The 14,419-nt window shown below is 65.8% G+C and carries 3 protein-coding genes, 3 rRNA genes and 1 pseudogene; all 7 read left to right on the top strand.

Annotation, left to right across the window (positions count from 1 at the left end):
• Window positions 1-8 precede the first annotated feature (8 nt).
• The 7 genes and pseudogenes from FU792_RS11820 (at window position 9) to pulA (ending at window position 14,419) form a co-directional block, all read left to right on the top strand.
• The gene (locus FU792_RS11820) at window positions 9-983 is read left to right on the top strand and encodes a zinc-binding dehydrogenase (protein ID WP_022925321.1); all 975 of its coding nucleotides are present in this window, start codon (window positions 9-11) and stop codon (window positions 981-983) included.
• Window positions 984-1,340: 357 nt separating this feature from the next.
• Window positions 1,341-2,882, top strand: a 16S ribosomal RNA gene (locus FU792_RS11815).
• A gap of 489 nt (window positions 2,883-3,371) precedes the next feature.
• Window positions 3,372-6,507, top strand: a 23S ribosomal RNA gene (locus tag FU792_RS11810).
• Window positions 6,508-6,602: 95 nt separating this feature from the next.
• Window positions 6,603-6,719, top strand: a 5S ribosomal RNA gene (rrf, locus tag FU792_RS11805).
• The 16S, 23S and 5S rRNA genes sit together here, the layout of an rRNA operon.
• A gap of 101 nt (window positions 6,720-6,820) precedes the next feature.
• A complete protein-coding gene (locus FU792_RS17365; RefSeq protein WP_149814785.1) occupies window positions 6,821-7,180 on the top strand; it encodes a hypothetical protein in 360 nt (119 codons plus the stop codon).
• A gap of 8 nt (window positions 7,181-7,188) precedes the next feature.
• Window positions 7,189-8,604, top strand: a complete 1,416-nt coding sequence (locus tag FU792_RS11795) for a stealth family protein (RefSeq protein WP_202980377.1) — start codon at window positions 7,189-7,191, stop codon at window positions 8,602-8,604.
• Window positions 8,605-8,702: 98 nt separating this feature from the next.
• Window positions 8,703-14,419, top strand: a pseudogene (gene pulA / locus FU792_RS19270) (pullulanase-type alpha-1,6-glucosidase).

The raw sequence follows: 14,419 nt of genomic DNA, 5'->3' as shown, positions 1-14,419 counted from the left end.
GTCGAGCCATGCAGGCCGCCTACGCCCAGGAGATCCATCCGGACGAGCCGCTGCGCGGGCTCGTGGTCGGGGAGCGGCCGGACCCTGAGGCGCCGAGGGGATGGCGGGTCCTGCCGGTCGTCGCCGCCGGACTCAACCATCACGACCTGTGGTCGCTGCGCGGCGTGGGGCTGTCCCCCGAGCGGCTCCCGATGATCCTGGGCTGTGACGCGGTCGCGGAGCATCCCGAGCTCGGGGAAGTGGTGATCTACCCCGTCACCGTGGGCACCCCCGGGTGGGAGGGGGACCCGACCCTGGACCCCCGGCGCAGTCTGCTCTCCGAGGTGCACCAGGGGACCCTGGCGGAGTACGTCTGCGTGCCGGAAGGGGCATGGGTCCCGCGACCGGAGCACCTCAGCGCCGTGGAGGCCGCCGCGCTGTCGACCTCCTGGCTCACGGCCTACCGCATGCTGTTCTCCCGGGCCGGCGTCGCCCCCGGTGACACCGTCCTCGTGCAGGGCGCCGGTGGTGGGGTGTCGACCGCTCTGATCCAGCTCGGTGCGGCGGCCGGCCTCACGGTCTGGGTGACGGGGCGCAGCGAGGAGAAGCGGCGACGAGCCCAGGACCTCGGCGCAGAGCGCACCTTCGAGCCTGGTGAGCGACTCCCGGCGCGGGTCGACGCCGTCCTGGAGAGCGTCGGCGCGGCGACCTGGTCCCACTCGATCAACGCGCTGCGACCCGGCGGCACCGTGGTCATCTGCGGTGCCACCTCCGGGGATGCTCCCGAGAAGGCGGAGCTGACGAAGATCTTCTTCAAGCAGCTCCGCGTCGTGGGATCCACGATGGGGACCCGGGAGGACCTGGCCCGGCTCTGCCGCTTCGTCTCCGGCACCGGGCTGCGGCCGGTGATGGACCGCAGCTATCCCCTGAGCCAGACGGCTGACGCCCTGCGCCGGATGCACGACGGGGGAGCCGTGGGGCAGCTAGGGATCCAGGTCCGCTGACCGCCAGAGCGGCGGTTTGCACGCCGGTCCTGTGCCCGTGTAGAGTAGTGCTTCGCGGCCGACGCGAAAGCGGCGGACGCACAGCCACAGTCGGCACCCCGACCACCCACTCCAGATCACCTGATTTGGAGACGGTGCACAGGGTCCGGTAGGCTGGAGAGGCTGCCCCGCAGCGGGAAGGCTCGATCAGAGTCTTACCCCCGGTGTGTGTCCGATTCTTGAGAACTCAACAGCGTGTTTGTTTTTTGATGCCATGTTTGTTTGGCCATGGCACTGGTCACCCCCGTGGTTGGTGTTGTGGTTTTTTTGCCGGGTTTGTCTGGCTTTCCGGATGCTCATGTTTATGGGTTTTTGGTTTTTTCGGAGAGTTTGATCCTGGCTCAGGACGAACGCTGGCGGCGTGCTTAACACATGCAAGTCGAACGCTGAAGCCCCAGCTTTTGTTGGGGTGGATGAGTGGCGAACGGGTGAGTAACACGTGAGTAACCTGCCCTCCACTTCGGGATAAGCACTGGAAACGGTGTCTAATACTGGATGTGACATCAGCCTGCATGGGTTGGTGTGGAAAGATTTTTTGGTGGTGGATGGACTCGCGGCCTATCAGCTTGTTGGTGGGGTAATGGCCTACCAAGGCGACGACGGGTAGCCGGCCTGAGAGGGTGACCGGCCACACTGGGACTGAGACACGGCCCAGACTCCTACGGGAGGCAGCAGTGGGGAATATTGCACAATGGGCGCAAGCCTGATGCAGCGACGCCGCGTGAGGGATGACGGCCTTCGGGTTGTAAACCTCTTTCAGCCTTGACGAAGCCCTTTGGGGTGACGGTAGGGGCAGAAGAAGCACCGGCTAACTACGTGCCAGCAGCCGCGGTAATACGTAGGGTGCGAGCGTTGTCCGGAATTATTGGGCGTAAAGAGCTTGTAGGCGGTTTGTCGCGTCTGCTGTGAAAGCCCGGGGCTTAACTCCGGGTCTGCAGTGGGTACGGGCAGGCTAGAGTGTGGTAGGGGAGACTGGAATTCCTGGTGTAGCGGTGGAATGCGCAGATATCAGGAGGAACACCGATGGCGAAGGCAGGTCTCTGGGCCATGACTGACGCTGAGAAGCGAAAGCGTGGGGAGCGAACAGGATTAGATACCCTGGTAGTCCACGCCGTAAACGTTGGGCGCTAGGTGTGGGTCCCATTCCACGGGGTCCGTGCCGCAGCTAACGCATTAAGCGCCCCGCCTGGGGAGTACGGCCGCAAGGCTAAAACTCAAAGGAATTGACGGGGGCCCGCACAAGCGGCGGAGCATGCGGATTAATTCGATGCAACGCGAAGAACCTTACCAAGGCTTGACATACACCGGACGATCGCAGAGATGTGGTTTCCCTTTGTGGCTGGTGTACAGGTGGTGCATGGTTGTCGTCAGCTCGTGTCGTGAGATGTTGGGTTAAGTCCCGCAACGAGCGCAACCCTCGTTCCATGTTGCCAGCAACACCTTTGGGTGGTTGGGGACTCATGGGAGACTGCCGGGGTCAACTCGGAGGAAGGTGGGGATGACGTCAAATCATCATGCCCCTTACGTCTTGGGCTTCACGCATGCTACAATGGCCGGTACAAAGGGCTGCGATCCCGTGAGGGGGAGCGAATCCCAGAAAGCCGGTCTCAGTTCGGATTGGGGTCTGCAACTCGACCCCATGAAGTCGGAGTCGCTAGTAATCGCAGATCAGCAACGCTGCGGTGAATACGTTCCCGGGCCTTGTACACACCGCCCGTCAAGTCACGAAAGTCGGTAACACCCGAAGCCGGTGGCCTAACCCCCTTTGTGGGGAGGGAGCTGTCGAAGGTGGGACTGGTGATTGGGACTAAGTCGTAACAAGGTAGCCGTACCGGAAGGTGCGGCTGGATCACCTCCTTTCTAAGGAGCATCGTTCACACCCGCCGGCGCGTTTGTGGTGGTGGGTGTGGGTGGCCTCGTGGTGCACCCGAGTGTGGTGCCCGGGGTTGCTCGTGGGTGGAACATCAAGGAACTGTCGCTGCACTGTTGGTGCTGCTGTGTCTGGTCGAGTACGACCACGCCCTGTTTGTCTGGATCCCTGCTGTGGTGGGGGTCTGGGTGGGGTGTGGTGGTGGGGAAAGGTTGGGGCGGTGGTGTCGGGGTGTGGTGCAAGCACGCTGTTGGGTCCTGAAGGATCGGACCCCGTGACCCCCGATCACCCGTGTGGTGGTGGGGGGTGGGGTTGGGTTTTTCGGTGGCTGGGGCCCTGGTGCCGTGGGTCATACCCGTTCATGGTCATCACGTTGTGTGTGGTGGGTGTGGGTGTGTGGTGATCGTGTCGGTGTGGGTGGCTGGTTGTTGGTTGAGAACTGTACAGTGGACGCGAGCATCTGTATCTTTGTTGCTTTTTGTTAAGTTTTTAAGAGCGCACGGTGGATGCCTTGGCACGAGGAACCGAAGAAGGACGTAGGAATCTGCGATAAGCCTCGGGGAGTCGATAACCAGACTGTGATCCGAGGGTGTCCGAATGGGGAAACCCGGCCAGCTTCATCGCTGGTCACCCGCACCTGAATGTATAGGGTGTGTGGAGGGAACGTGGGGAAGTGAAACATCTCAGTACCCACAGGAAGAGAAAACAACATGTGATTCCGTGAGTAGTGGCGAGCGAAAGCGGATGAGGCTAAACCGTAGTTGTGTGAGACCTGGTAGGGGTTGCAGCTGCGGGGTTGTGGGAGTTGTGTTGACCGGGACTACCATCCTGGTGCGTAGTGAGAAATCGTGTGGTGTAGGTGAAGGGTCTGGAAAGGCCTGGCGTAGACGGTGAGACCCCGGTAGCCGAAACACCCTCGACTGCGTGCATGACCACCCGAGTAGTACGGGGCCCGAGAAATCCCGTACGAATCTGGCAGGACCACCTGCTAAGCCTAAATATTACCTCGTGACCGATAGCGGACAAGTACCGTGAGGGAAAGGTGAAAAGTACCCCGGGAGGGGAGTGAAATAGTTCCTGAAACCGTGCGCTTACAATCCGTCGGGGCCTGCACCTTGTGTGTGGGTGACGGCGTGCCTTTTGAAGAATGAGCCTGCGAGTTAGTGCTCAGTGGCGAGGTTAACCCGTGTGGGGGAGCCGTAGCGAAAGCGAGTCCGAAGAGGGCGTTTAGTCGCTGGGTCTAGACCCGAAGCGGAGTGATCTACCCATGGCCAGGGTGAAGCGCGGGTAAGACCGCGTGGAGGCCCGAACCCACTTAGGTTGAAAACTGAGGGGATGAGCTGTGGGTAGGGGTGAAAGGCCAATCAAACTCCGTGATAGCTGGTTCTCCCCGAAATGCATTTAGGTGCAGCGTCATGTGTTTCTTGCCGGAGGTAGAGCTACTGGATGGCTGATGGGCCTAACCGGGTTACTGACGTCAGCCAAACTCCGAATGCCGGTAAGTGAGAGCATGGCAGTGAGACTGCGGGGGATAAGCTTCGTAGTCGAGAGGGAAACAGCCCAGATCACCAGCTAAGGTCCCTAAGCGTGTGCTAAGTGGGAAAGGATGTGGAGTTGCGAAGACAACCAGGAGGTTGGCTTAGAAGCAGCCACCCTTGAAAGAGTGCGTAATAGCTCACTGGTCAAGTGATTCCGCGCCGACAATGTAGCGGGGCTCAAGCACACCACCGAAGCTGTGGCACCAACACTTTGCTCAGCGCCACCCCTTTGTGGGTGGTGTTCAGGCGTGTTGGTGGGTAGGGGAGCGTCGTGCCGGGAGTGAAGCATCCGAGTGATCGAGGTGTGGATCCGGCACGAGTGAGAATGCAGGCATGAGTAGCGAAAGAAGAGTGAGAAACTCTTCCGCCGAATCACCAAGGGTTCCAGGGTCAAGCTAATCTGCCCTGGGTAAGTCGGGACCTAAGGCGAGGCCGACAGGCGTAGTCGATGGACATCCGGTTGATATTCCGGAACCGGCGAAGAACCGCCCAGTACTGAATCCGGGGATGCTGAGCGCCTGAAGCCACCCATAACCTGGCACCTTCGGGTGTTGGGGCGGGTGGTGGAACGCGCGACCCAATCTGGTAGTAGGTAAGCGATGGAAGGACGCAGGAAGGTAGCCTCCGCGTGGCGATGGTTGTCCACGTCGAAGAGCGCAGGGCCGGGGAGTGGTAAATCCGCCCCATGAGTGCCCGAGGCTTGATCGTGACCGCGTATGCGGGAAGTAGGGTGATCCTATGCTGTCAAGAAAAGTTCCTAGCGAGGTTCGAGCCGCCCGTACCCCAAACCGACTCAGGTGGTGAGGTAGAGAATACCGAGGCGATCGAGTGAATCGTGGTTAAGGAATTCGGCAAAATGCCCCCGTAACTTCGGGAGAAGGGGGGCCCGAGGCGTGAAACCCTTTGCGGGTTAGCGTTGAGGGCCGCAGAGACCAGGGAGAAGCGACTGTTTACTAAAAACACAGGTCCGTGCGAAGTCGCAAGACGATGTATACGGACTGACGCCTGCCCGGTGCTGGAACGTTAAGGGGACGGGTCAACCCATTCGGGTGAAGCTCTGAACTTAAGCGCCAGTAAACGGCGGTGGTAACTATAACCATCCTAAGGTAGCGAAATTCCTTGTCGGGTAAGTTCCGACCTGCACGAATGGCGTAACGACTTCTCCACTGTCTCAACCGCGAACTCGGCGAAATTGCACTACGAGTAAAGATGCTCGTTACGCGCAGCAGGACGGAAAGACCCCGGGACCTTTACTATAGCTTGGTATTGGTGTTCGGTACGGCTTGTGTAGGATAGGTGGGAGACTGTGAGACAGCCACGCCAGTGGTTGTGGAGTCATCGTTGAAATACCACTCTGGTCGTTCTGGATTCCTAACCTCGGTCCGTGATCCGGATCAGGGACAGTGCCTGGTGGGTAGTTTAACTGGGGCGGTTGCCTCCTAAAAAGTAACGGAGGCGCCCAAAGGTTCCCTCAGCCTGGTTGGTAATCAGGTGTCGAGTGTAAGTGCACAAGGGAGCTTGACTGTGAGACAGACATGTCGAGCAGAGACGAAAGTCGGGACTAGTGACCCGACGGTGGCTCGTGGAAGCGCCGTCGCTCAACGGATAAAAGGTACCCCGGGGATAACAGGCTGATCCTGCCCAAGAGCTCATATCGACGGCATGGTTTGGCACCTCGATGTCGGCTCGTCGCATCCTGGGGCTGGAGTCGGTCCCAAGGGTTGGGCTGTTCGCCCATTAAAGCGGTACGCGAGCTGGGTTTAGAACGTCGTGAGACAGTTCGGTCCCTATCCGCTGCGCGCGCAGGAAACTTGAGAAGAGCTGTCCCTAGTACGAGAGGACCGGGATGGACGAACCACTGGTGTGTCAGTTGTTCCGCCAGGAGCACCGCTGATTGGCTACGTTCGGACGTGATAACCGCTGAAAGCATCTAAGCGGGAAGCACACTTCAAGATGAGGTTTCCAACACCCTTTGGGTGGAGAGGCTCCCAGCTAGACTACTGGGTTGATAGGCCGGACGTGGAAGCACAGCAATGTGCGTAGCTGACCGGTACTAATAAGCCGACAACTTAACAAACATCACAGCAACACAAGACAACATTTGCTCGCGTCCACTGCACGGTTCCCGACCCGCAACCACCCAGCACGTGGTTGACCCGAGGTCGACATTGTTACGGCGGTCATAGCGTCAGGGAAACGCCCGGTCACATTCCGAACCCGGAAGCTAAGCCTGACAGCGCCGATGGTACTGCACTGGAAACAGTGTGGGAGAGTAGGACACCGCCGGACCACCACTCAACGAAAGGGCCCACCCCCCCAAGGTGGGCCCTTTCGCATATCTACGGTCGTGGGCCTGCCCGCGGTCGTGCCTGAGCCCGGGGGAGGTCTCGATGCCACAGCCTGACCAGCTGCTGCCCGGTGCGGTGCGCCGGCTGCTGCCGAGCGCGGTCCGAGCCCGTCGCGCCGAGGCGGGCCGGGTGGCTGCCGAGCGCGCCGAGCGTGAGACGGAGGAGCGGGAGCGCCGTGACCGGCAGGAGCGCCGACGCAGGCGGGTCGCCGAGCGGCGTGACGCGGCGCGCGCTGCCGACCCGCAGATCAGGATCATCGATGCCGACGGCCTCCAGGGGCCGGGGCGGGAGGTCGTGGCCTTCACCGCCCGAGGGCCGGCGATCGCAACCTGGGACTGGTCGCGGACGTCCTGGAGTCGGCCGGGATCGACTACTTCGTGGTCCGAGGCCGCTCGCGGCTGAGGCGGGTCGTGGGGGTCCACGAGTCGCACCGGGCCGCGGTCCTCGAGGCGATGCGCGAACGTCACGCCATGAGCGCGCTGCACGCGCTGCGACCCGCGCGGGAGGGGCGGCCCCAGGTGCGCAGCGCCTACGCGGACGGTGCCCTGGACGCCCGGATCAAGCGGGCGCCTGTCATCCGCTTCGCCGAACCGCTGGTCTCGCCGACCGGCCGCCTGCTGGCCGGGCTGGAGTACGGCTGTGACGTGGAGTTCTGGCAGGAGGGGGCGCGGCTGACGGAGGCGGCGGACGGACCGGAGCGGGTGGCCCGGTTGCGGTGCCAGACACCTCCGGAGGTGAGGGACGTCTCGTTGGTCGCACCCCGCCCCAACCTGGTCGCAGACGTCCTGCCACCCTCGGCGCAGCAGCGCACGACCGTGTCGATCGGGGGTCGGTCCCGCCCGACCTACGAGCCGTTCGCCTGGACGCTGGCCGACGAGGTCACCTTTCCCGTCGACGTCGTCTACACCTGGGTCGACGGGGACGACCCCGAGCACGCCCGGCGACGCGCCCGGTTCAGCGGCCAGGCGCCTGCAGGCCTCGCCGCGAACGCCTCGCGGTACATCAGCCACGACGAGCTGCGCTACTCCCTGCGCTCCCTGCACATGTATGCCCCCTTCGTGCGTCACGTCTACGTCGTCACCGACGCCCAGGTCCCGGGGTGGCTGGACCGTGAGGCACGGGGGATCACCGTCGTGGACCACCAGGACATCTTCGACGACGACGCGCTCCCGACCTTCAACTCGCACGCCATCGGCACCCGGCTGCACCACATCGCCGGACTCTCCGACCGGTACCTCTACCTCAACGACGACGTCTTCCTCGCGCGGCCCGTCACGGCGGAGACCTTCTTCCACGGCAACGGGATCGCCCGGGTGGCGTTCTCGCCGTTCCAGCTCGGGGTGGGTGACCTCATCCCGGGGGAGGTCGCCCCCAACTCGGCCGGCAAGAACGTCCGGGCGCTCCTGGCCGAGTCCTTCGGGCGGGGGATCACGCACAAGTTCAAGCACGCACCGCACCCCCAGATCCGGGAGGTGATGCTGGAGCTGGAGCAGGCCTACCCCGAGGCCGTCGGTGCCACGACCAGGTCCCGCTTCCGCTCGCCCGCGGACGTCGGCTTCGCGGCGACGCTGCACCACCACTACGCCCTGCTCACCGGCCGGGCGGTCCCGGCCGACATCGCGATGCGCTACGTCGACGTCGGGGCGCCGGACGCGGCGGAGCGGCTGGCCCGGCTCGAGGCCGGACCACCGGTGGACACCTTCTGCCTCAACGACCTGGACACCCCGGAGGAGGCCCGGGCGGCGGTGCAGGAGATGATGCGCGACTTCCTGGACTCCCGCTTCCCCTTTCCCTCGCCGTTCGAGCGCACGCCGGTGCCGGCCTGAGCGGTTCGTGCAAGATCTTGCGAAGAAGTGTTGTGTTTCTCGCAGCCAGGTCCTAGGTTGAGTGCCAGGTCCACATCCCTGCCCTCCTGGAGATCGCAATGACGCGTCGACTTCTCGCTGCTGTGCTCGGGTCCACCCTGCTCGCCACCACGGCGGCCGCCGTGCTCCCGGCCGCCACCCTGGCCGCACCCGAGGCCGACGAGGCCCGCACCGTCACCCTGGTGGGTGACCTGCAGAGCGAGCTGGGGTGCGACGAGGACTGGGCGCCGGCGTGCGAGAGCACGCGGCTGGCTCCGGTCGAGGGCAGCGGTACCCACTACCGCAGCACCTTCGAGGTGCCCGCGGGCCGCTGGGAGTACAAGGTCGCGCTGGACGGCGGGTGGGACGAGGCATACCCCGAGCAGAACCTCTCGTTCGAGGTCCAGGGGCCCGCCACGCTCGAGTTCTCCTTCGACGACGAGACGGATGCGATGGGCCTCGTGCCCGTGCTCCCGGAAGGTGAGGAGGACCAGGACGCCGCCCTCGCGGCGGACAGCCTGCGCGCCCCGGTGACCCGCGAGCAGTTCTACTTCGTCATGGCCGACCGCTTCGCCAACGGGGACACCAGCAACGACACGGCCCAGATCGCGGGCGACCGGCTGGAGCACGGCTTCGACCCGACCGACAAGGGTTTCTTCCACGGCGGCGACCTCGCCGGGATCCAGGACCGGCTGGACTACATCGAGGGCCTGGGGACGACCGCCATCTGGCTCACTCCCAGCTTCAAGAACCGACCGGTCCAGGGGTCGGGGGCCGACGCGAGCGCGGGCTACCACGGCTACTGGGTCACCGACTTCACCCAGATCGACCCCCACCTCGGGACGAACGAGGAGATGGAGGCGCTCATCGACGAGGCGCACGACCGGGGGATGAAGGTCTACTTCGACATCATCACCAACCACACCGCGGACGTCATCGACTACGCCGAGGGTGAGTACGGCTACGTCGACAAGGAGACCGAGCCCTACCGCGACGCGGCCGGCAACGCCTTCGACGACCGCGACTACGTCAACAAGCCGTTCCCGCTCCTGGACCCCGAGACCTCCTTCCCCTACACCCCCGTCTTCCGCACCGAGGAGGACGCGGAGGTGAAGGTGCGCCGGGCTGGCTCAACGACCGCACGCTCTACCACAACCGCGGCGACTCCACCTTCGCCGGCGAGTCCAGCCTGTACGGCGACTTCGTCGGCCTGGACGACCTCTTCACCGAGAACCCCGAGGTGGTCGACGGCATGGTCGACATCTACTCCACCTGGGCCGACCTGGGCATCGACGGTTTCCGGATCGACACCGTCAAGCACGTCAACCTGGAGTTCTGGCAGGAGTTCAGCCCGCGGTGCTGGAGGCGGCGCGTGAGGGCAACGAGGACTTCTTCATGTTCGGCGAGGTCTACGACTCCAACCCGGAGTACCTCTCCACCTTCCCCACCGAGGGTGAGCTCCAGGCCGTCATCGACTTCGGCTTCCAGGCGCGCTCGGTCGCCTTCGCGCGGGTGCCGCCACCACCGATCTGCGGACGTTCTACGCGCAGGACGACTACTACACCGACACCGACTCCAACGCCTACCAGCTGCCGACCTTCACGGGCAACCACGACATGGGCCGGGCGGCGATGATGCTGGCCGGGGACCACTCCGGGGAGGACCTGCAGCGGCGGGTCGAGCTGACCAACGCGCTGATGTTCCTCACCCGCGGGCAGCCGGTCGTCTACTACGGCGACGAGCAGGGCTTCATCGGAGCCGGCGGCGACAAGGACGCGCGGCAGGACATGTTCGCGACCCAGGTGCAGCAGTATGCCGACGAGCCGGTCATCGGCGCTCCCTCCGGTGCGCGGGACCGCTACGACACCGGGCACCCGTTGTACCGGCAGATCGCGGCGCTCAGCGACCTCGTCGAGGCCAACCCCGCGCTCGCCGACGGGGCGCAGATCCACCGCTACGCGAGCAACGAGGCCGGGATCTACGCCTTCTCCCGGATCGACGCCGAGGAGCAGGTCGAGTACCTCGTCGTGGCCAACAACTCCGACGAGCCCCAGCAGGCCTCCCTGTCGACCTACGGCTCCCGCACGATGTTCCGCGCCATCTACGGCGAGCGGGGCCGGTTCATCACCGGGTCCGAAGGCCGTCTCACCCTCGACGTGGACCCGCTGTCCGTCGAGGTCTACCGGGCCGAGAAAGACCTGCGCGGGCGTCGTGAGGCACCGTCGGTCGCGATGACCAGCCCGGCGGCCGGCGGGGTCGTGGGCGGCGCGCCGAGATCGGTGCCGCGGTGCCGGAGAACGTCTTCGCGCAGGTGACCTTCGCCTACCGCCCCGTCGGTGTGCAGGAGTGGTCGGTGCTCGGCACCGACGACAACGCGCCCTACCGTGTCTTCCACGACGTCACCGGTCTGCCGGACGGCACCCTGCTGGAGTACCGGGCGATCCTGCAGGACCACTCCGGCAACGTCTCGGCCTCCTCCAGCTACGGCATCGTCGGCGAGGCCGGCAGCGGCGGGGGCGGCGGTGGTGGGGTGGACCCCATCGGCCCGGTCGAGCAGCCGGACGCGGTCAGCGTGCCCGGTAGCCACAACGCCGCCATGGGCTGCTCGGGCGACTGGCAGCCGGACTGCGACCAGGCGCAGCTCACGCTGGACGCGAAGGACACCGTCTGGAAGGGGACCTACGACGCCGGCACGATCCCGGCCGGCGACTACGAGTACAAGGCTGCGATCGACCGCTCCTGGGACGAGAGCTACGGCGCCGGCGGAGCACCCGGAGGTGCCAACATCGGCTACACCGCCGATGGCGGGCCGGTGAGCTTCTACTACGAGCACGCCCGCCACTACGTGACCTCCGACGCGGAGGGCCCGATCATCACCGCTCCCGGCTCCATGCAGAGCGAGCTGGGCTGCCCCGGCGACTGGGACCCCTCCTGCATGGCCCCCTGGCTCATCGACCCGGACGGCGACGGCACGTATACCTATGCCACCACCGCGATCCCGGCCGGCACCTACGAGCTCAAGGTGGCGCACGGCCTGTCCTGGGACGAGAACTACGGCGAGGGCGGCGAGCGGGACGGCGCCAACATCGGCTTCTCCGTGCCTTCCGACGGGGTGCGGACGACCTTCAGCTACGACCTGGAGACGCACGTGCTGAGCGTGACGACGTCCGAGGCGGGCGTGGCGCCGGACCTCGGCTCGCAGCGCGCCTACTGGGTGCGCGAGGACCTGGTGGCGTGGCCCGCAGAGGGGGTCGAGGACGCCGTGCTGCGCGACTGGCGGCTCCACTGGTCCGTCGACGGCGGGCTGGGGATCGATGCCGAGGCCGTCACCGGAGGTGACTCCTCGCCGCTGACCCTCGACCCGGACGGGCTTCCTGAGGAGGTGCTCGAGGACTTCCCGCACCTCGAGGGCTACCTCGCCCTGCGGCTGGACCGGCGCAGCGCCCGGGCCGCCGGGGACATCCTCACCGGACAGGTGGCCGTCGCGATGTACGACGACCTCGGCCGGCTGGCCGACGCGACCGGGGTCCAGGTCCCGGGCGTCCTCGACGACCTGTATGCCGAGCGGGCCGCCGACACCGCGCTCGGCGTGAGCTGGCGCGGCCCGAACCCGACCCTGCGGCTGTGGGCCCCGACCGCCCAGGACGTGCGGCTGCTGACCTGGCCCGAGGGCGGCCAGGGTGACCCCCAGGAGTCGTCCCTGCGCCGGCTCAAGGACGGCAGCTGGGAGATCAAGGGGAAGAGGTCCTGGACGGGTCGCGAGTACCTCTTCGAGGTCGACGTCTTCGTGCCGGAGACCGGGGCGGTGGAGACCAACCGGGTCACCGACCCGTACTCGGTCGCCCTCACCCTCGACAGCGAGCGCTCGGTGCTGGTCGACCTGGACGACCGGCAGTGGCAGCCGCGGGTCTGGCAGCGGGCGGAGGCGCCGGCGCTCGAGGACGAGGTCGACCAGACGATCTACGAGCTGCACGTGCGCGACTTCTCGATGGCCGACCCGGACGTGCCGGCCGAGCTGCGCGGCTCCTACCTGGCCTTTGCCGAGGACGGCTACGGCCGCCGCCACCTGGAGGCGCTCGCCGAGGCGGGGATGAACACCGTGCACCTGCTCCCGACCTTCGACATCGCCTCGATCCCGGAGACGACCGCCGACGCGGACGCGGTGCCGCAGCCGGACTGCGACCTCGACTCGCTCCCGCCGGACAGCGCCGAGCAGCAGGAGTGCGTCATGGCGCAGGCCGACGCGGACGCCTTTAACTGAGGCTACGACCCGTGGCACTTCATGGCGCCCGAGGGCTCCTACGCCTCGACGACGCAGGCGGCCCAGGGCGGTGCCCGGGTGGCCGAGTTCCGGACGATGGTCGGCGGGCTGCACGAGTCCGGTCTCCGCGTCGTCCTGGACCAGGTGTTCAACCACACCGCCCAGTCGGGCCAGGGGAGCAAGAGCGTCCTCGACAAGGTCGTGCCCGGCTACTACCACCGGCTCAACGCCGTCGGTGACGTGGAGACCTCGACCTGCTGCGAGAACATCGCGACCGAGCAAGCCATGGCCGAGAAGCTCATGGTGGACGCGGTGGTCGTCTGGGCGCGGGACTACAAGGTCGACGGCTTCCGCTTCGACCTCATGGGTCACCACAGCCGGGACAACATGCAGGCGGTGCGTGCCGCGCTGGACGAGCTCACCGTCCGCCGCGACGGCGTCGACGGCTCGCAGGTCACGCTCTACGGCGAGGGGTGGAACTTCGGCGAGGTGGCCGACAACGCCCGGTTCTACCAGGCCACGCAGGGCCAGCTCGACGGCACCTCGATCGGCACCTTCAACGACCGGCTGCGCGACGGCGTCCGCGGTGGCGGACCCTTCGACGAGGACCCGGGTGCGGAGAAGGGCTTCGCGACGGGTGGCACCAGCGGCAACGACACCGACCTGGTGCAGGTCGGCCTCGCCGGCAACCTGCGGGGCTTCGAGCTGCGCAGCCAGGAGACCGGTGAGGTGGTGACCGGCGAGCAGGTCGACTACAACGGCTCGCCCGCCGGCTACGCGGAGGACCCGGATGAGGTCGTCAACTACGTGGACGCCCACGACAACGAGACGATCTTCGACGCCCTCACCTTCAAGCTGCCGCAGGACCTGCCGATGGCGGACCGGGTGCGGATGAACACCCTCGCCCTGTCCACCACGACGCTGTCGCAGTCGATCAGCTTCTGGCACGGTGGCGCCGACCTGCTGCGCAGCAAGAGCCTGGACCGCAACTCCTACAACAGCGGCGACTGGTTCAACCTGCTGGACTTCACCATGACCGAGAACGGCTTCGGCCGGGGCCTGCCGCCGGCGGCGGACAACGAGGACAAGTGGGGCCTCATGCAGCCCCTCCTGGCCGACCCGGCGCTGGCGCCCGAGCCGGCCGACATCGAGCAGGCCTCCGCGATGGCCGCCGACCTGCTGCGGCTGCGCTCCTCCACCGAGCTCTTCCGGCTCGGCGACGCCGAGCTCATCGAGGCCAAGCTCACCTTCCCGGTCTCCGGGACGGAGCAGGGTGACGAGCAGGTCGTCGTCATGCGGGTGGACGACACGGTCGGCGCGGACGTCGACCCGGAGCTGGACGGCCTGGTCGTCGTCTTCAACGCCGGCGCCGAGCCGGTCGACCAGGTGGTGCCCGGTCTCGAGGGTGCCGATCTGGAGCTCTCGCCGGTGCAGGCGGACGGCGCCGACCCCGTGGTCCAGGAGGCCACGTGGGACGCGGCCACCGGCACCGCCCAGGTGCCGGCCCGGACCGTGGCGGTCTTCGTCCAGCCCTGA

The organism is Serinicoccus marinus DSM 15273 (assembly GCF_008386315.1).
Taxonomy (GTDB): Bacteria; Actinomycetota; Actinomycetes; order Actinomycetales; family Dermatophilaceae; genus Ornithinicoccus; species Ornithinicoccus marinus.
Note: the sequence above shows the minus strand (reverse complement) of the source record. Positions and strands in the feature narration are given on the sequence as shown.